At 70.9% G+C, this 17,550-nt stretch carries 18 protein-coding genes; 14 read left to right on the top strand and 4 right to left on the bottom strand.

Annotated features, from left to right (window positions below; genetic code table 11):
- Positions 1 to 1,161 carry a flagellar hook protein FlgE gene (locus BLU02_RS13815; RefSeq protein WP_060923655.1) on the top strand — a complete coding sequence of 387 codons (1,161 nt, stop codon included), beginning with the start codon at positions 1 to 3 and terminating at the stop codon, positions 1,159 to 1,161.
- A 94-nt stretch (positions 1,162 to 1,255) separates the two neighbouring features.
- Here BLU02_RS13815 and BLU02_RS13810 read toward each other — a convergent pair whose 3' ends face one another.
- Positions 1,256 to 2,632 (bottom strand): M23 family metallopeptidase, encoded by a 1,377-nt coding sequence (locus BLU02_RS13810; RefSeq protein WP_231919582.1) that lies wholly within the window; start codon positions 2,630 to 2,632, stop codon positions 1,256 to 1,258.
- 218 nt (positions 2,633 to 2,850) lie between these two features.
- Here BLU02_RS13810 and BLU02_RS13805 point away from each other — a divergent pair, with 218 nt between their 5' ends.
- The 12 genes from BLU02_RS13805 to csrA are packed head-to-tail and all read left to right on the top strand — an operon-like array spanning position 2,851 to position 12,076.
- Positions 2,851 to 3,105, top strand: a complete 255-nt coding sequence (locus BLU02_RS13805; RefSeq protein WP_060923592.1) for a flagellar FlbD family protein — start codon at positions 2,851 to 2,853, stop codon at positions 3,103 to 3,105.
- Positions 3,105 to 3,917, top strand: coding sequence for a motility protein A (locus tag BLU02_RS13800; protein WP_060923591.1), 813 nt, complete (start codon positions 3,105 to 3,107; stop codon positions 3,915 to 3,917). Before BLU02_RS13805 ends, BLU02_RS13800 begins: the two co-directional genes overlap by 1 nt.
- Positions 3,914 to 4,723, top strand: a complete 810-nt coding sequence (locus BLU02_RS13795; protein WP_060923590.1) for an OmpA/MotB family protein — start codon at positions 3,914 to 3,916, stop codon at positions 4,721 to 4,723. Before BLU02_RS13800 ends, BLU02_RS13795 begins: the two co-directional genes overlap by 4 nt.
- Positions 4,724 to 4,772: 49 nt before the next feature.
- A complete protein-coding gene (locus tag BLU02_RS13790) occupies positions 4,773 to 5,693 on the top strand; it encodes a flagellar motor switch protein FliM (protein ID WP_231919689.1) in 921 nt (306 codons plus the stop codon).
- Positions 5,690 to 6,349 (top strand): flagellar motor switch protein FliN, encoded by a 660-nt coding sequence (fliN, locus tag BLU02_RS13785; RefSeq protein WP_060922126.1) that lies wholly within the window; start codon positions 5,690 to 5,692, stop codon positions 6,347 to 6,349. Before BLU02_RS13790 ends, fliN begins: the two co-directional genes overlap by 4 nt.
- Positions 6,346 to 6,831: a FliO/MopB family protein gene (locus BLU02_RS13780; RefSeq protein WP_331218851.1), complete on the top strand. Its 486-nt coding sequence runs from the start codon at positions 6,346 to 6,348 to the stop codon at positions 6,829 to 6,831. Before fliN ends, BLU02_RS13780 begins: the two co-directional genes overlap by 4 nt.
- Positions 6,828 to 7,637, top strand: coding sequence for a flagellar type III secretion system pore protein FliP (gene fliP, locus BLU02_RS13775; protein WP_060922128.1), 810 nt, complete (start codon positions 6,828 to 6,830; stop codon positions 7,635 to 7,637). The genes BLU02_RS13780 and fliP overlap by 4 nt, the downstream gene beginning before the upstream one ends.
- Entirely contained in the window at positions 7,634 to 7,906 is a 273-nt protein-coding gene (gene fliQ, locus BLU02_RS13770; RefSeq protein WP_025104366.1) for a flagellar biosynthesis protein FliQ, read from the top strand. The genes fliP and fliQ overlap by 4 nt, the downstream gene beginning before the upstream one ends.
- A gap of 4 nt (positions 7,907 to 7,910) precedes the next feature.
- Entirely contained in the window at positions 7,911 to 8,672 is a 762-nt protein-coding gene (locus BLU02_RS13765; RefSeq protein ID WP_060922129.1) for a flagellar biosynthetic protein FliR, read from the top strand.
- A complete protein-coding gene (locus BLU02_RS13760; protein WP_060922130.1) occupies positions 8,669 to 9,760 on the top strand; it encodes an EscU/YscU/HrcU family type III secretion system export apparatus switch protein in 1,092 nt (363 codons plus the stop codon). Before BLU02_RS13765 ends, BLU02_RS13760 begins: the two co-directional genes overlap by 4 nt.
- Positions 9,757 to 11,820 carry a flagellar biosynthesis protein FlhA gene (locus BLU02_RS13755; RefSeq protein WP_060922131.1) on the top strand — a complete coding sequence of 688 codons (2,064 nt, stop codon included), beginning with the start codon at positions 9,757 to 9,759 and terminating at the stop codon, positions 11,818 to 11,820. The genes BLU02_RS13760 and BLU02_RS13755 overlap by 4 nt, the downstream gene beginning before the upstream one ends.
- A 4-nt stretch (positions 11,821 to 11,824) precedes the next feature.
- Complete coding sequence (gene csrA / locus BLU02_RS17875; protein WP_060922132.1) at positions 11,825 to 12,076, top strand: carbon storage regulator CsrA; 252 nt, start codon at positions 11,825 to 11,827, stop codon at positions 12,074 to 12,076.
- Here the strand turns inward: csrA and BLU02_RS13745 are convergent.
- Complete coding sequence (locus BLU02_RS13745) at positions 12,073 to 13,860, bottom strand: 2-isopropylmalate synthase (protein ID WP_060922133.1); 1,788 nt, start codon at positions 13,858 to 13,860, stop codon at positions 12,073 to 12,075. The two genes, csrA and BLU02_RS13745, sit on opposite strands and share 4 nt — an antisense overlap.
- A 186-nt stretch (positions 13,861 to 14,046) precedes the next feature.
- Between BLU02_RS13745 and BLU02_RS13740 the strand changes: the two genes are divergently transcribed.
- Positions 14,047 to 14,715: a FadR/GntR family transcriptional regulator gene (locus BLU02_RS13740; RefSeq protein WP_060922134.1), complete on the top strand. Its 669-nt coding sequence runs from the start codon at positions 14,047 to 14,049 to the stop codon at positions 14,713 to 14,715.
- A gap of 14 nt (positions 14,716 to 14,729) precedes the next feature.
- Here the strand turns inward: BLU02_RS13740 and BLU02_RS13735 are convergent, their stop codons facing one another.
- Positions 14,730 to 15,866: a hypothetical protein gene (locus BLU02_RS13735; protein ID WP_060922135.1), complete on the bottom strand. Its 1,137-nt coding sequence runs from the start codon at positions 15,864 to 15,866 to the stop codon at positions 14,730 to 14,732.
- Positions 15,863 to 17,455, bottom strand: coding sequence for a sensor histidine kinase (locus BLU02_RS13730; protein WP_060922136.1), 1,593 nt, complete (start codon positions 17,453 to 17,455; stop codon positions 15,863 to 15,865). The genes BLU02_RS13735 and BLU02_RS13730 overlap by 4 nt, the downstream gene beginning before the upstream one ends.
- Positions 17,456 to 17,550: the final 95 nt, after the last annotated feature.

The following is a 17,550-nucleotide window of genomic DNA, read 5'->3' as shown; positions in this document are numbered from 1 at the left end:
ATGCTCCGTTCGCTGTTCTCCGGAATCTCCGGACTCCGCTCGCACCAGACCATGCTCGACGTCACGGGCAACAACATCGCCAACGTCAACACGACCGGCTTCAAGGCGTCCTCCGTGCAGTTCCAGGACTCCCTCTCGCAGCTCCTGCGCAACTCGATGCTGCCGCAGCAGGCGACCGGCGGACAGAACCCCGCCCAGGTCGGGCTGGGTGTGCAGGTCGCCGGCATCAGCACCAACTTCGCCGGAGGCGCCCCGCAGCCGACCGGCGTGCCCACCGACCTGATGATCTCGGGCGACGGCTTCTTCGTCGTCCGCTCCGGCGGCGAGACCCTCTACACCCGCAACGGCGGCTTCACCTTCGATGCGAGCGGTCGTCTCGTCGGCGCCGGCGGGGCCCTCGTCCAGGGCTGGACCGCCCGCAACGGGGCCATCGTCCCCGGTCAGGGCATCGGCGACATCACCCTCCCCGTGGGCGCCCTCAGCCCGGCCGCCGCCACCACCACGGCACGGGCCACCGGCAACCTGCCCTCCGGCGCCGCGGTCGGCGAGACGCTCGTGCGCGACATCAAGACGTACGGCGCCGACGGCTCCGCGTCCACCCTGCGCCTGACGTTCACGCGCAGCGCGACCGGGTGGGACGTCACCGACGGGGCGGGTGCGAGCACCGCACTGACCTTCACCGACGGCGTGCAGAACGGCGCCGGCAGCATCGTGTCGGGCGGCGTCACCGTCGACCTGTCCGGTGTGACCGGCTTCGCCGACGTCAGCGACATCGCGATCAAGGAGCAGAACGGCAAGCCGGCCGGCACGCTGAGCTCCTACGCGCTGACCAACGACGGCAGCCTCGTCGGCACATTCAGCAACGGCGACACCCAGGTGCTGGCCCGCATCGCGCTGGCCGGGTTCGTGAACCCCGGGGGCCTGGAGAAGGTCGGCTCCTCACAGTTCCGTCCGAGCGGCAACTCCGGTCAGGCCGAGCTCGGACAGCCCGGCACCGGCGGTCTCGGGGGCATCATCAGTGGCGCACTCGAGATGTCGAACGTCGACCTCTCGCAGGAGTTCACCAACCTCATCGTCGCTCAGCGCGGCTTCCAGGCGAACGCCCGCATCATCACCACGAGCGACGAGGTTCTGCAGGAGCTCACGAACCTCAAGCGCTGAGCCCTTCCCGCGAGACCCCGTCTTCGCGTCGAGGCCCCGCCGTATTCACGTGGATACGGCGGGGCCTCGGCGCGTAACCGGGGTTTCGGCAGGGTCAGACGTAGATGCCGCGCTGCTCCATGAAGCGCACGGGGTTCGTGTACCCGCCGTTGATGTAGACCTCGAAATGCAGGTGGCAGCCGAACGAACGGCCGGTATCGCCGGCATACGCGATGACCTGACCCGCCCGCACCCACTGGCCGCTGCGCACGTTGATGCCGCCCGGCTTGATGTGGGCGTACCCGGTGCTGATGCCGCCGCCGTGCTGGATGCGGATGTAGTTGCCGTAGTTCCCGTTCGGTCCCGCGTAGTCGACCGTGCCGGAGTTGGCGGCGTAGATGGCGGCACCACAGCCGTTGGCGAGATCCGCACCGTAATGGAAGCTCGACGAACATCCCTGAGGACCGCAGATGGGGGTGCGCGGGCCGTAGCTCGAGCTGCGTGCTCCGCCGTGCGGACGTACCCATCCGCCGCTGCCCGCTGAGCCGCCGCCACCGCCACCGCCACCACCGCCGCCGCTCGTCCCCCGGCCGGCCGCTGCGGCAGCCGCGGCCGCCGCAGCGGCCTCGCGCTTGCGGCGGGCTTCCTCTTCCCGTCGGCGCTTCTCGACGCCCGCCTGGTACCCCGCGACCGTCTTCGTCGTGGTGTCCTTGAGCGCGGCCAGCTGGGCCTTGAGGGTCTCGAGGTTCGCCGCCTGCTCGTCGAGCGCCGCCTGCGCGGCGTCCGCCGCCTGCTGCGCCGCGACCATCTTCTGCTCGGCGACCTGCTGCAGGCGGTCACGCTCGTCCCGGGCGACGTCGGCCTGAGCGGTCAGCGCCTGGGCGGTGTCGCGCGCCGAGACGGCGTTGTCGTAGGTCGTCTGGTTGTACTCGAGGAATTTGTTCATCGTGCCGAGGCGCGACAGCAGCTCGTCGGCGTTGGCACCCGACCCCGCGAAGAACAGCTCCAGGGCGGTGTCGTCCCCGCCGCTGCGATAGAGCTGGGCGGCGATCTGACCGGCCTTCTTCGCGGTCTCGTCGGCGAGCGCCGCCTGCTCATCGGCCTGAGCCTGCAGCGTCTCCGCCTCCGTGATCGCCGCGAAGTACGCCTGCTGCGCCTCATAGAACTCATCCGACGCGACCTGCGCGGCCGCCTGCGTCTCGGCGACCTTGCGCTCGAGCGACTGGATCAGCCCCTGGATACGGGTGACTTCGCCGGCCTTGGCCGCCTCGTTGCTCTTCGCCCGCTGGACGTCGTCCCAGCTCGGGTAGGACGCGGCGTGCGCGGCGGTGACGCCCGAACCGACGCCGAAGGCAGCGAGCGCGACCACTCCCAGCGCGCCGATCCCGAAGGCATGGCGCCGGCTCACCGGCTGGTTCCACAGTGCGCCGCGCTCGGCAGCGGTCGGCGCGCAGCCGCACTCCTCGGCCGCCGTCGCCGCGGCCTTCTCCACGTTCCGATCCCGCACAAGGCTCCCTTCGCCCGCTGCTCATCGTCCCCCGCCCCTGGTCTCTATCGGCGACGACGCGCCCGCCGTGAGAAAGATCCCACCTGGTCCCGACCCCGCGCTAACGCGGCGCAGCGCCCGGCCGACAGTCCTCTCCGACAGCCCAGGACGGGCCGTCGGTTCCCCGCTCTCGGGCGGGGCGAGCTTTTTCCAGGATGGAGCCCATGATCGTCCTCACGCGCCTGAACCGTTCCCGGTTCGCGGTGAACCCCGACCTGATCGAACGTGTCCAGGCCACGCCCGACACGACGATCATGATGGTCGACGGCGCGACCTTCGTCGTCACCGAGACGATGGACGACGTGATCGCCCGCATCACCCGCTTCCGCGCCGGCGTCCTCGCGACCGCGGCCGCGCTGGTCGCCGCCGGCATCGAGGACACCCGACCCGCCACTCCCGTCGCAGGGGGAGATTCCTGATGGATCCGTCCCTCATCCTCGGGCTCGTCCTCGCGTTCGGCGCCCTGATCGCCATGATCAACCTGGAGGGCGCGACGGTCGGGTCGCTCCTGCTGCCCGCGCCGATGGTGCTCGTCTTCGGCGCCACGATCGCGGTCGGCCTCGCCAGCGGCACGCTGCGCGACGCCCTGCACGCCGTGAAGTCCCTCCCGCGCGCTTTCCGCGGCGAGCGACGCACCGCCCAGAGCACGATCGACACCGTGGTCGGCTATGCGGAGAAGGCGCGCTCCGAGGGCCTGCTCGCGCTGGAGCAGGGTCTGGACGAGGAGAAGGATCCGTTCCTGCGGCAGGCCCTGCAGAGCATCGCCGACGGCACCGACGCGGAGGATCTGCGGGTGCTCCTCGAGGACGAGCTCACCTCGACCGCCGCCCGGAACCGCACCGCCTCACGCTTCTACATGACCCTCGGCGGATTCGCCCCCACCGTCGGCATCATCGGCACCGTGGTCAGCCTCACCCATGTGCTGGAGAAGCTCGACAAGCCGGACACCCTCGGACCCATGATCGCCGCGGCCTTCGTCGCGACGCTGTGGGGCCTGCTGTCGGCGAACTTCATCTGGCTGCCGATCGGCGGCCGGCTGCAGCGCCTCGGTGAGCTGGAGCTGGAGCGCATGACGGTGCTGATGGAGGGCATGCTCGCCGTCCAGGCTGGCGCCGCCCCCGCCCACGTCCGCGAACGTCTGAGCGCGCTCGTCTCCGACCGCTCCCCCGGCCGCTCCCGCCGGCGCGAGCAGCCCGCGGAGACGGAGACGCACGAGGACCTCTTCTCATGAGCGTGCGCACCCGACGCCGTGTCCAGGAGTCCGAGCACAGCGGACCGGACGAGCGCTGGATGGCGTCGTACCTCGACATGGTGACGGTGCTCATGTGCATGTTCATCGTGCTGTTCGCGATGTCGACCGTGGACCAGGAGAAGTTCGAGGCCCTCAGCGCCTCGCTCGCGACGGGTTTCGGGCAGGAGCCCTCGGACGACGTCGACGTGACCAGCGGCGTGGTCGTACCTCCGGAACTCATCGACGATGAGGGCGAGGACTTCGCGGACACGGGTCTGGAGGCGGCGGAGCGCGAGTTCGACGAGCTGTCCGCGCTGCGCGAGCGGTTGCGCCAGGTCCTCGCCGAGCGCGGACTGGAGACCGACGTCACGTTCACCATCGACGAGCGCGGGCTGACGATCGGGCTCGTGAGCGCGGAGACGTTCTTCACCACCAACAGCACCGATCTCAGCCCGGCCGCGACGCAGGTGCTCGACGCCCTGGGGTCCGTCCTCGTCTCCGCCCCGAACGAGATCTCCGTGGAGGGGCACGCCGACGCCCGCGGATCGGTCGCACCGTTCCCCACCAACTGGGAGCTCTCCGCCGGACGCTCCACCCAGGTGCTGCGCTACCTCGTGGAAGCGGCCGGGCTGCCGCCGGCCCACCTCAAGTCCGTCGGCTTCGGCGACACCCGTCCGGTGGCCGCCGGAAGCACCCCCGAGCAACTCGCGGAGAACCGCCGCGTGGACATCGTCATCCTCTCCGACGCCAGCGAGGAGGTGCGAGCGCTGATCCCGGCTGCGGGTGCGGCGCAGACCTCCCCCTGACCCGCCCCTAACGCACGCCGATCACCGCCCGATAGTCGGGTTCGTGGTGATGGATGACGGCGTGCGCTCGCGAGTGCGCGCGGAGACGGCGACCGCCGACGTCGAGGTCTACGACTTCGGACGCGCGGCGACGCTGTCGCGCGAGCACGCCCGCACCCTCGAGCTCGCGTTCGAGACGTTCGCCCGTCAGTGGTCGGCCCAGCTCAGCGGCAAGATCCACGTGCGCGCGACCATCGCCGTCGAGCACGTCGGCATGCTCACGTACGGCGAGTACGCGCAGTCGCTGCCCACGACGACGACCATGATCGTGTGCGCGCTGCCGGACTCCGACGAGCGTCTGATCGTGCAGGTTCCGATCCCGACCGCGACGTCGTGGATCGTGCAGATGGTCGGCGGCAGGGTCACCACCACCGCCGAGGACCGCACGTTCACGCCGATCGAGCAGGCCCTGATCCGGTCGTTGATCGGCGACGCGATCGATCACCTCACCGGCAGCCTCGACGGTCTGCTGCCCGCCGGCGTCGCCGTCGCCGGCATCCAGTACAGCTCCCAGTTCGCGCAGGTGGCCGCCGCCGGGGAGCCGGTGATCGTGGCCCGGCTGTCGATGCGCCACGGCGGTCGGACGGTGCCGGCGAGCATCATGCTCCCCGCCTCGGTGCTCGCCGGGTTCGCGGTGCGGGCCTCCGACGCCGACCGATCCGAGACCCCTGGCCTCGTGCGCCGCCAGGTGGAGTCGACTCCGGTCGAGATCGCCCTCCGGCTGGCGCCGCGGAGCGTGCTCCCCCGCGAGGTGCTCGACCTCGCGGTCGGCGACCTGCTGCCCCTGCCGCACGCCGCCGACCGCCCGATGCTCCTCACCGTCGGTGACCAGACGGTCGCGACGGCGGCCGTCGGGAGCGCCGGCGCCCGCCTCGCCTGCGTCGTGACCGCCACCGTCCCCGAAACCGCCCCCGCTCAGGAGTCCGCGTGATCAGCACCACCGCCTACGAGTCCGCCGTCGCCGCCGCGTTCGCGGCGCGACTGCCCACCGCCGCACCGGTCACCGCCCGCGCCTCCCAGGTGTCCGGCGACACCGGCGAGGCGGTCGTGGCACAGTTCGTGGGCGAGGCGAGCGCTCAACTCGCCGTACAGCTCCTCGATGCCGACGTCCTCGTCGACGGCCTCGGGGACCGTCCCCTCACCGACCGGCTGCTGGATGCGCTCGAGGCCGCCGCGACCGCCCTCGGGCCCGGGCTGCTCGGCGAGGCCGCGGTCGGCGACGCCTCGGCCGTGTTCGCCGACCCGCAGACCCAGCTCTTCGACCTCGTCGACCACACCGAACGCACCATCGGCCGGCTCGCGGTCCGCATCACGCATCGACCGGCGCGTCCGACCGGAGCCGACGGCCGCCTGCATCGCATCGCGGGTGTCGAGATGGAGCTGACGGTCGAGATCGGGCGCACCCGCATGGCGGTCCGTGACGTGCTCGACCTCGAGCCCGGTCGCATCGTGGAGCTCGATCGCTCCGCGGGTGCCCCCGCCGACGTCAAGCTCAACGGCCGCACGATCGCGCACGGTGAGGTCGTCGTCGTCGACCAGGACTACGCGGTGCGGATCACCCGCATCCTCGAGAACGTCGAGGCCTGACCCTGGACGACCTCCTGCTCGCGCTGCGGGTCGGGCTGTCGCTCGCCGCCGTCCTCGGGCTGCTCTGGTTCCTGCAGCGCCGGGTCTCGAAGACCCAGGCGCGGCGCCGCGACGCCGAGGCGATCACGGTGCTCGGGCGGCAGGGCATCGGCCCCAAGGCGCAGCTCGTGGTCGTGCAGACCGATGACGCCCGCTACGTGCTCGGGGTCACCGAGCACGGTGTGAGCGTGGTCGACCGGCTGCCCCTGCGGCCGGAGCCCGCGGAGTCCGAGGAGGGGCGCCCGCCGGCCACCCGCACGGCCGACGACGCCGAGTTCGACCGCATCCTCGCCGCCGCCGCACTCACGAGCACGCCCCCGGCGGTCGGCCCGGCACCGGAGCTCCGTCGCCGCGTGCGGCACCGCAACGACCCGCTCCGCGGTTCCATCCTCTCCCCCGACACCTGGCGGCAGACCGCCGAGGCCCTCCGGCGCGCACGATGACCGCGACCCGTGCCGTCGATCGCGGTCGCGCCTCGCGGCTGCTCGTCCTCGTCGCGGTCGCGATCCTCCTCGCCGTCGTCCTCGTCGCCCTCACCGGAACCGCCGCCCACGCGGAGGTCACCCCGGACGACGGCGAGGGCGTGACGATCGACATCAACGGCATCGACGGCGGCCCGTCCGGCTCGATCCTCACCCTCCTGGGGATCACGCTGCTGTCGGTGGCCCCCGCGCTGCTGCTGATGATGACGTCGTTCACGAAGATCTTCGTCGTGCTCGCCATGACGAGGAACGCGCTGTCGCTCCCGACGATCCCGCCGAACCAGGTGCTCGCGGGCCTGTCGCTGTTCCTCTCGCTGTTCATCATGTGGCCCGTGCTGACCGAGATCAACACGCTCGCCGTGCAGCCGTACATCGACGGCGCGCTCACGTTCACGCAGGCCGTCGACGTCGGGCAGGCCCCCCTGCGGGAGTGGATGCTGCACTACACGCGCGAGGAGGACCTCGCGCTGATGACCCGGATGGCCGGGCAGGACAACCCGGAGGACGCCGCGAGCGTGCCGATGTACACGCTCATCCCCGCGTTCATGATCTCGGAGCTGCGGGCGGCCTTCATCATCGGCTTCGTGATCTTCGTGCCGTTCCTCGTGATCGACCTCGTCGTGGCCGCGGCGCTGATGTCGATGGGCATGATGATGCTCCCGCCGGTCATGATCTCGCTGCCGTTCAAGATCCTGCTGTTCATCCTCGTCGACGGGTGGGGGCTCATCATCAAAGCGCTCCTGGAGAGCTACGGAGGTGTGGGATGAGTCCCGAAGCCGTCCTCGACATCGGCGCCCAGGGCCTGCTGATCGCCGCCAAGCTCGCCGCCCCGATGCTCATCACCGCGCTCGTGGTGGGCTTCGCGATCTCGCTGCTGCAGTCCATCACCCAGGTGCAGGAGGTGACGCTGTCGTTCGTGCCGAAGATCGTCGCGGTGGGCATCGCCCTGCTCATCGCGGGGAACTGGATGATCGCCGAGATCATCGCCTTCACGAACGAGATGTTCGCCCGCATCCCGTCGCTGCTGAGCGGATGAGTCCGTGTTCATCCCGATCGACTTCGCGTGGCTGGAGGCCACCCTGCTCGCCGCCGTGCGCATCACGGCGTTCATCATGATCGCGCCGCCGTTCTCGTACGGCGCGATCCCGGTGCGCGTGAAGGCGATGCTCTCGATCGGACTCTCGCTCGCGGTGGGCGCCGCCGTCGCGCCGGGGTACGAGAGCCTCGACACGGGCGCGTTCCTCGGTGCACTCGTGATCCAGCTCCTCACCGGGGCCCTGCTCGGGTTCCTCGTGCTGCTGTGCTTCTCCGCGGTGCAGGCCGCGGGCAGCCTGATCGACGTGTTCGGCGGATTCCAGCTCGCCCAGGCCTTCGATCCGGCGGCGATGGTCAACGGCGCGCAGTTCACCCGGCTCTTCCACCTCACTGCGCTGACGCTGCTCTTCGCCTCCGGCGGCTACCAGCTCATCCTCGCCGGGCTCGCCCGCAGCTTCGACGCGGTTCCGGTCGACGGCATCTTCCGTGTGGCGGGACCGACCGAGCTGCTCGTCGACGGGGTGTCCCAGATGGTGCTGGCCGCCGTGCAGATCGCGGGCCCGCTGGTCCTCGTGCTCTTCCTCGCCGACGTCGGGCTCGGGCTCATCACGCGCGTGGCGCCGGCGCTCAACGCCTTCGCGATGGGCTTCCCCGTCAAGATCCTCCTCACCCTCCTGCTCGCGGGCGCCGTGTACGTCGCGTTCCCCGGCATCGTCGACGCCCTCGCCACCCAGGCCTTCCGCATGATGCAGGGGGTGACGCCGTGAGCGGCTCGGACAGCGGCGAACGCAGCGAGAAGGCCACCGAGAAGCACCTCAGGGAGGCCAGGCAGAAGGGCCGGATCTCCCGCAGCCAGGACCTCACGGCGTGGCTCGGCATCGGCGCCGCCGCCGTCATGATGCCCGCCGCCATCGCCGCGGGAACCGCCGCCGGCACCGAGCAGCTCGTGACCCTCGCCGGGCTCATGCAGGCGCCCTCTCCGGAAGCCGCCCTCGCCGCCCTGGGGCGGGCCCTCGCCTCGGTGCTGCCCACGCTGGGCGCGCTGCTGGCCGCGGTCGCGATCGTGACGCTGTTCGGCGCAGTGGTGCAGGGCGGCGTGCACCTGCGGAAGCTGTCAGGGCGCTACGAGCAGTTCAACCTCGTCTCCGGAGTGCGGCGGGTGTTCGGCCTGCAGGCGCTGTGGGAGGGGGCGAAGGCGCTGCTGAAGACGGCCGCCATCGCCCTCGCCCTGTGGGTCGTCATCTCCGGGCTCATGCCCGTGCTCACGGCGAGCGGCGCCCATTCGGTCTCCCGGCTGCTCGGCACCGCGGCGGACGGCACCGCGGCACTGCTGCAGACCGCCATCGCCGTGGGTCTGGTGCTCGCCGCGATCGACCTGTTCGTCGTGATGCGCCGCAACCGCAAGCACACGCGCATGACCAAGCGCGAGGTGCGCGACGAGAACAAGAACTCCGAGGGCGACCCGCTCATCCGGCAGCAGCGCCGGTCGCGTCAGCTCGCGGTGAGCCGCAACCGCATGATCGCCGCGGTCGCCGGCTCCGACGTGGTGGTCGTCAACCCCACGCACATCGCCATCGCGCTCGAATACGACCCCGGCACGTCCGCCCCGCGGGTCGTCGCGAAGGGCAGCGGCGTCATCGCCGAGCGGATCCGTGAGAAGGCGCTCGAGTCCGGCGTCCCCCTCGTCCGCGACATCACCCTCGCCCGCGCTCTGCACGCCGCGTGCGAGCTGGGTCAGGAGATCCCCGAAGACCTCTACAACGCCGTGGCACGGGTCCTCGTGTTCGTCGACGCGCTGCGGCGCCGAGGCGCCGCCCGCGGCATCCACTCGCTCCCCTACCGGAGGACCGTATGAAGAAGCTCCTCATCACGCTCGGAGTGCCGATCGGCGTCGTCGGCATCATCATGCTGCTCGTCGTCCCCGTGCCGCCGTTCCTGCTCGACGTGCTGATCATCCTCAACATCATGTTCGCGCTGGTCATCCTGCTGACGTCGATGTTCGTGAAGAAGCCGCTCGACTTCTCGGTGTTCCCGTCGCTGCTGCTCGTGGCGACGCTGTTCCGGCTGGGGCTGAACGTCGCCTCCACCCGCCTCGTCCTCGGTGAGGCGTACGCGGGACAGGTGATCGAGGCGTTCGGGGCGATCGCGGTGGGCGGCTCGCTCATCATCGGCGCCGTGGTCTTCCTCATCCTCGTCGTCATCCAGTTCGTCGTGGTGACCAAGGGTGCCGAGCGCGTGGCCGAGGTGGGCGCCCGGTTCACGCTCGATGCGATGCCGGGCAAGCAGATGGCCATCGACGCCGATCTCAACGCCGGCCTCATCAGCGACACCGAGGCCAGGGAGCGCCGGGCGGAGGTGGCCGCCGAGTCCGACTTCTACGGCGCGATGGACGGCGCCTCGAAGTTCGTCAAGGGCGACGCGATCGCCGGACTCGTCATCATCATCATCAACCTCGTCGGCGGCATCGCGATCGGCCTCGTCCAGCACGGCATGTCGATCGACCAGGCCGTCAGCACGTACAGCCTGCTCACGATCGGCGACGGCCTCGTCACGCAGATCCCCGCCCTGCTCATGGCGGTCTCGACCGGCATGATCGTCACCCGCTCGACCGCCGAGGCCGAGATGGGATCGGCCGCGTCGACGCAGCTCGGCCAGTCGCGCAACGCCCTCATCATCGCGGGATGCGCGGCCATCGTCATGTCACTCATCCCGCACATGCCGATGCTCCCCTTCCTGGTGATCGGCGCCCTGCTGCTCCTCATCGCGCAGCGCATCACCGCGACCCGCAAGCGCGAAGAGGCGGAGGCCGCACAGGCCCCCGCGCCGGTGCCCGCGGACCAGCCCGAGGAGCTCATCGAGCGTATGCGGGTGCACCCCCTCGAGATCCTCCTCGCCCCGGACATCGTGGACCTGGTGACCGGCGGCCCCGACGATCTCCTCGCGAGGGTCAAGGCACTGCGGCGCCGCATCGCGCTCGACCTCGGTCTGGTCACCCCGCCCGTGCGCACCAGGGACAGCATCGAACTCCCCCAGGCGACCTACGTCATCCGCATCGCCGGCGTCGAGACCGGGCGGGGCACCGCGCCGACCGGATCGGTGCTGGCTCTCGGACAGGGCCTGGACAGCCTGCCGGGGACCGCTGCCCTGGACCCGGTGTTCGGCCTCGAGGGCAAATGGATCCCGATGGAAATGCGGCACAGCGCGGAGTTCGCGGGAGCCACGGTGATCGACAGGGCGAGCGTCATCATCACGCACCTGTCGAGCGTGATCCAGACGCACGCCGCCCGGCTGCTCACCCGCGAGGACGTGCGGCAGCTCACCGACGCGCTCAAGCAGGTCTCGCCGTCGGCGGTCGAGGAGCTCACCCCCGCGCTGCTGTCGCTCGCGGAGGTGCAGCGCGTGCTGCAGGGGCTGCTCGCCGAACGTGTGCCGATCAACGACCTCAGCCGCATCTACGAGGCGCTCGCGCTGCGTGCCAAGGTCTCGACAGACCCGGAGGGACTGATCGAGGCCGCCCGTGCCGCGCTGGGCCCGGCCATCGCCTCCCGCTTCGCGGAGGACGGCACGCTCCGCGTCGTCATGATCGCGCCGCTGCTGGAACAGGCCATGCTGGAGAGCCTGCGTCCCGGCGACGAGGGCTCGCAGATCGTCTTCGACCCGCCGCGGATGGAAGCGGTGATCGCGTCGGTCAAGCAGGCCGTGGCGACGCCGACGGACGGCGGTGAACCGGTGCTCGTGTGCGCGCCCTCGCTGCGCCCGGCCGTGCGGCGGCTCGTGTCGGCGCAGACCGACGGCCTCCCGGTCCTCTCCTACACCGAGGCGACGGCCGCATCGCTGACGATCGAGACGATCGGCGTGGTCCGCGACTCCGCCACCGCGTCGCTGGGGGCCGCCCCCTCCGCACCAGTAGGCTGAACGAATGCTGGTGTTGACGAGGCGGATCGGTGAGAGCGTGCGCATCGACGGCGAGATCGAGGTCACGCTGCTCGACATCAAGGGCGACAGCGTGCGCATCGGCGTCAAGGCCCCGCGCGAGACCCGCATCCAGCGCACCGAGATCATCGAGGCCGTCGTGGCCGAGAACGTGTCCGCCGCCGCCGACACCGACGCGAGCGCCGCGGATGCGATCTCCGCGGCACTCGCGCGGGGGCGCGAGAAGCAGACCCCCTAGACCTCGCGGGACGGCGTCGTCGCGGCGCGGCGCTCCGCCGCGTTCCGTACGGCGTGCAGGGTCGCCGCCAGCACGGAGCGGTCGCGGCCGGCCGCCCATCCCGAGCGCACGCCGTCGCGGTACTCGATCAGAGTGAGCGCGTCGCTGTCCGGGCCCGTTCCGATGCTCGTCTGGTGCAGACTCAGGATCTCGACGGGCAGACCGATCTCCGCGAGCGCCGTACCCAGCGCCTCCACCGGACCGACGCCGTCGTGGCGGGTCCGCGTCTCGACGCCGTCTGCACGCAGCGTGATCGTCGTGCACCCTCCCGCGACGTCGGCATCCGCCCGCAGCCTCGGCGGTCTCGTGTCCGCGCTCGCGAGGTAGGCGGCGTCGAAGATGTCCCACACCTCCGCGGCGGTGACCTCGTGTCCCGTCTGCTCGGTGCGCCGCTGGACGTGACGAGCGAGGTCGATCTGCAGGCGCCGCGGCAGCTCGATCCCATAGGCGTCTTCCAGCAGGTACGCGATGCCGCCCTTCCCGGACTGCGAGTTGACGCGGATCACGGCGTCGTAGCTGCGGCCGAGGTCCGCCGGGTCGATGGGCAGATACGGCACGCGCCATTCGATGTCACCCTCGGCGCGGCCCTCGTCCGCGGCACGGGCGCGATGCTCCGCGAACCCTTTCCGGATGGCGTCCTGATGGGTGCCCGAGAACGCGGTGTGCACGAGGTCGCCGGCATACGGGTGCCGCGCATGGATGTCGATGCCGTTGCAGTGCGCGACGGTCCGGCGGATCTCGTCGATGTCGGAGAAGTCGATCATCGGATCGACGCCCTGCGCGTGGAGGTTGAGGGCGAGGGTCACGAGGTCGACGTTGCCGGTGCGCTCCCCGTTGCCGAAGAGGCACCCCTCGACCCGCTGCGCGCCGGCGAGGACGGCGAGCTCCGCGCAGGCGATACCGGTGCCGCGGTCGTTGTGCGGATGCACGGAGAGGATGACCCCGTCGCGACGCCCGAGGTTGCGGTGCATGTACTCGATCTGGTCCGCGTAGACGTTCGGCGTCGCGACCTCGACGGTCGCCGGCAGATTCAGGATCACGGGACGCTCGGGGGTCGCGTCCCACAGGGTCGTCATCGCCTCGCACACGTCGAGGACGAAGTCCGGCTCGGTGAGGGTGAACACCTCGGGAGAGAACTCGAAGCGGACGTCGTCGAGGTCTCCCGCGACGCGGAGCACGTCCTGCCCGCCGGTGAGGATCAGCGCCCTCAGCCCCTCCCTGTCCTGGCCGAGGACGACATCGCGCCACGTCGGCGCCGTGGCGGTGTACATGTGGATGACGACGGGGTTCCGGATGCCGCGCACGGACTCGACGGTGCGCTCGATCAGGTCGCGCCGCGCGGGCGTGAACACCACGATCGTCACGTCGGCAGGAGCGAGGTCGGTCTCGGCGAGGAGCCGGACGAAGTCGTAGTCCGTCCGGGAGGCCGAGGGGTATCCGACCTCGATCTCCTTGTAGCCCATCGCGACCATGAGCTCGAAGAAGCGCCGCTTGCGGGCCGGGTCCATCGGCTCGGCCAGCGCCTGGTTCCCGTCCCGGAGATCCACGGGGACCCAGAGGGGGGCCTGGGTCAGTCGCGCGCTCGGCCAGGTCCGCGTCTGCAGCGGCACGGCGACACGGGAGTACACGTCTCGATAGCGATGCGAGGGCATCTGCGAGGGCCGCTGCCTGTTCCAGTGCGGAGCGTCGTCGGGGAGGGCGCCGGACGGGGTGGCGAGGGTCGGGAAGGTGCGGAGAGGGGTCATGATCTGGTTCCTGTTCGGATCGCGGAGAAGGCGACCGGCGCGTCCTGCGCCCCCACGACGGGGAGCCGGTCTGACTAGACCCCGTCGTGGCGACGAAGGAGGAGGAACCCGGATGTGCGCATAGGGAGAACCTAGCACAACTCCTCAGACAAGCAGAGCAGTCGAGTCACCTGCGAGAATGGACCCATGACGACCGTGCGCCGCGAATCCCTCGCCGAACAGGCCGCCGAGCTGCTCCTCGCCCGGATCGGAGCCGGCGAATGGGAGGTCGGCGGGAAGCTGCCCGGCGAGACCACGCTCGCTCCGCAACTGGGGGTCGGAAGGTCGACGACCAGGGAGGCGATCCGCATCCTGGCCGGGCGCGGTGTGCTCGCCACCCGCCAGGGCGCGGGCGTCTTCGTCACGGCCGTCGAGCCCGCCCCGACCTGGGATGCCGTCCTCGACCGCGCCGACATCATCGCGGTCCTCGAGGCCCGCACCGCGATCGAAGTCGAGGCCGCGGCGCTCGCTGCGGAGCGCCGGACCGCGGCCGACCTGGACGAGCTGAGGCGCACGCTCGCCGAACGCGACCGTCGACGCACGGACATCCGCGCGCACGTCGAGGCGGACATGGCCTTCCACCGGGCCGTCGTCGTCGCCTCCGGCAATCCCGTGCTGCGAGAGCTGTTCGACGGCTTCGCCCCGCGCTCGCTGCAGGCCATGATCGACATGCTGCGCATCCGCGGCCATCACGGCGACGCCGCCGACCAGGACGCGCACGGGCGTATCGGCGATGCGATCGCCGCGCGCGACCCCCGGACAGCCGGCGCCCTGACCCGCGAGCACCTCGATACGGTGAAGAGGCTGTTCGGCTGACGCGGAACGCGAGCTCAGACGGCGGTCAGATCCGACTCCTGCGCCCGCTTCCACTGATCCCCGCCGGCGTCGCGCGCCCGTTCCGCCGCGGATGCCGCCGCCGCGACGAGTGTGCCGTAGTCGTATCCCGCGACGGCTGCCGTCGCCCAGCCGATGCTGGCGGAGGAGCGGATCCCGCTCGCAGGCGCCTCCAGATCGATGATCGACACGGATGCCAGGATCGCCCGCAGGTGGAACCGCACCGCCTCGTCGCTTCCGTGGATGATGACGATCGCGCGGTCGTCGGCGACCCGCTCCGCGTCGGCTGTCGCCGGCAGCGCTTCGCAGATGTCCGCGTGGAACCGATCGGCGATGCGGCGGAAGCCGGCACTGCTCGACGCCTCGCGGAGGTCGGTGGGATCATCCAGACGGATGTCGAGGATCGACCACGCCGGGTCTTTCTGCGCTGCCGCCTTGCGAAGCCGCTCCCTGGCGCGCTCCGCCGCGCCGTCCGTCCCGGGGGTCGCGCTCTCCACCCGCACGAGGAGCACGAGGGTGAAGGCCGCGCACGTGCTCACGACGATCGTCCCCACCGCGTTCATCCCGCGCAGCGCGCTGAGCTGTTCCTCCGTGCTCACTCCTCCCGATACGAGGGCGGAGCCGGCGCTGACGACGGCGACCACGACGAAGCCGCACGCGGCGAGCGCCAGAGGCAGCACGATGTCCCGCGACGCCGGCTGTCCTCGGAGCAGCTCCCAGGCGAGCAGGCCGGCGAAGACCGCCATCGCCAGGAAGACGACGTGGAAGACCGGGAGATACCAGCGGGTACCCGCGGTGAGGATCAGTGCCGCGGGCACGCCGACGAGCGCGAGGACGACCGGCAGCCAGGGCGCTGACCGTCCGAAGTGCATCCGCACCCCGATCCACACGAGCGGCACGAAGGAGACGACGATCGCGGAGGCGGCCGCACGGAGCACGGGGCTGCCGGTGTGGTGACCGGCCAACCAGAGGTAGGCGCCGAGCATCCCGATGCCGAAGGCGACGCCCCAGACGATGGTCGCCCTGCTCGGCCGCGCCAGGGTGGCGAGACCGACGACGATCGCGGTGAGCACGGTCACCACGGCCACCATGCTCGTGGTGACGTCGACGCTGACGGGCACGAGCGGCGTCATACAGGGTCCTCTCTCATTCGTCGGGGGAAACGGACGGTGACGGTGGTGCCGACGTCCACCTCGCTCGCCACGAGGATGGCGCCGCCGTGCGCGACCACGATGTCCCGCGCGATGCCCATGCCGAGACCGGTGCCGGCGATGCCGCCGCGCACGGCGCTGTCGGCGCGGAAGTAGGGCTCGAACAGCCGCGGCAGCTCCTCCTCGGCGATGCCGATCCCGGTGTCCGCCACGGTGACCTCGGCATGTCCGTCCGACTCCGTCAGCCGCACCGTGATGCGGCCACGGGCCGGCGTGTACTTGACGGCGTTGCCGAGCAGGTTGTCGAGCACCTGACGGAGCCGGAAGGCGTCGCCCGTGATCACCATCCGAGCGGCACCGTCGAGCACGAGCTCCTGCCGCGCGGCACCCATCAACGGTGCGAAGGACGCGGCGGACTCCTCCACGACGACGCGCAGGTCCACCGGCTCGAACGGATCGTGCGAGACCCGTCCTGTCTGGGCCTGCATGCTCGTGACGAGATCCTGCAACCGCTCCCCGGCGTCCGCGATGACCTCGATCTGCGCGGGCACCCGGCCGGGGAGGTCGTCGCGCTCGCGGAGGAGCTCGACGTGCCCGATGATCGCGGTGAGCGGGTTGCGCAGCTCGTGGGAGATCACGGCGGTCAGCGCCCGCCGCTCCTCGGCGGCCTCCAGGAGTGCGGTGACGTCGTCGATGACGACGAGGGTGATGCGCTCCCCCTCCCGCGCTCCGGCGATGGGCTGCGTGGTCACGGCCAGGGCGTGCCACTGCCCTGCCCCGTCGTAGAGCCACACCCGCTCCTCCCGCATCGACTCCCCCGCGGCCGCGCGCGCCAGCGTCGTACGCTCCGGGGTCAGAGCCGTCCCGCGCCGGGCGTCGTACTCGACGGACGCCGACGGGAGCGCCGTCCCGAAGCGGTCACGGCCGTAGAGGGTGCGGTACGCGTCGTTCATCTGCAGGATGCGGCCCGCGGAGGTGACCACCACCAGCGCGATGCGCAGCGCGTCGATGACCTGCGTGACGCGCTCCCGATTCGTCTCGGCCCGCTCCGCCGCCCGGTTCACCTGTTCCGAGCGGCGCTGCAGGAGCCGGCGCGCCGCGCCGGACCGCTGGGCGCCGATGCGGACTGTCACGCCCAGGAAGCTCAGGGTGATGACGACGGTGAGCACCCGCAGCAGCACGTCCTCCGGCGGGCCCGAGCGGTCCGCGAAGAACACCAGACAGCCACCGCTGAGCGCGATGCCGACGAACACCCAGGGCATCGAGAAGTAGGTCGCCAACCAGACCACCGGAAAGACCCAGAGGAAGCCGAGCCGGAGATCCGGCACGTTCGTCGTCAGTCCGACCCCGAGCACGTCGAGCAGCGGGAGGACCGTCACGGCCGAGCGCGGCAGTCGTCGCCACGGGACCATGAGCGCCACCAGGGTGGTGACGACGATGAGCCCGATTCCGCCGATGAACAGCGGGATCGCGAGGGTCTGCGGCTTGAAGCCCGCGACCATCACCACGATGGCCACGATGCTCGCGGTGAACACCAGCTGCCACCGCCAGATCGAGACCGTGCGGATCATCAAGGTCCGCCTCCCGGTCGATCCTCAGCATTCACGCAAGATTACTCAAAGATCGTCACTTCTCGCTCTTCAGGAGGCCTTCCCGTCCTACGATT

The organism is Microbacterium paraoxydans, from assembly GCF_900105335.1.
Taxonomy (GTDB): Bacteria; Actinomycetota; Actinomycetes; order Actinomycetales; family Microbacteriaceae; genus Microbacterium; species Microbacterium paraoxydans.
The sequence above is the reverse complement of the archived record's forward strand: the minus strand, read 5'-3'. Positions and strand labels throughout refer to the sequence as shown.

Excerpts from the sequence above, each read along its gene's own strand:
- BLU02_RS13795 (WP_060923590.1), top strand. The coding sequence starts at position 3,914 with ATGAGCGTGCGCACCCGACGCCGTGTCCAGGAGTCCGAGCACAGCGGA.
- BLU02_RS13805 (WP_060923592.1), top strand. The coding sequence starts at position 2,851 with ATGATCGTCCTCACGCGCCTGAACCGTTCCCGGTTCGCGGTGAACCCC.
- BLU02_RS13730 (WP_060922136.1), bottom strand. The coding sequence starts at position 17,455 with ATGATCCGCACGGTCTCGATCTGGCGGTGGCAGCTGGTGTTCACCGCG.
- BLU02_RS13755 (WP_060922131.1), top strand. The coding sequence starts at position 9,757 with ATGAAGAAGCTCCTCATCACGCTCGGAGTGCCGATCGGCGTCGTCGGC.
- BLU02_RS13745 (WP_060922133.1), bottom strand. The coding sequence starts at position 13,860 with ATGACCCCTCTCCGCACCTTCCCGACCCTCGCCACCCCGTCCGGCGCC.
- BLU02_RS13800 (WP_060923591.1), top strand. The coding sequence starts at position 3,105 with ATGGATCCGTCCCTCATCCTCGGGCTCGTCCTCGCGTTCGGCGCCCTG.
- fliQ (WP_025104366.1), top strand. The coding sequence starts at position 7,634 with ATGAGTCCCGAAGCCGTCCTCGACATCGGCGCCCAGGGCCTGCTGATC.
- BLU02_RS13790 (WP_231919689.1), top strand. The coding sequence starts at position 4,773 with ATGGATGACGGCGTGCGCTCGCGAGTGCGCGCGGAGACGGCGACCGCC.
- csrA (WP_060922132.1), top strand. The coding sequence starts at position 11,825 with ATGCTGGTGTTGACGAGGCGGATCGGTGAGAGCGTGCGCATCGACGGC.
- BLU02_RS13735 (WP_060922135.1), bottom strand. The coding sequence starts at position 15,866 with ATGACGCCGCTCGTGCCCGTCAGCGTCGACGTCACCACGAGCATGGTG.
- BLU02_RS13740 (WP_060922134.1), top strand. The coding sequence starts at position 14,047 with ATGACGACCGTGCGCCGCGAATCCCTCGCCGAACAGGCCGCCGAGCTG.
- fliP (WP_060922128.1), top strand. The coding sequence starts at position 6,828 with ATGACCGCGACCCGTGCCGTCGATCGCGGTCGCGCCTCGCGGCTGCTC.
- BLU02_RS13815 (WP_060923655.1), top strand. The coding sequence starts at position 1 with ATGCTCCGTTCGCTGTTCTCCGGAATCTCCGGACTCCGCTCGCACCAG.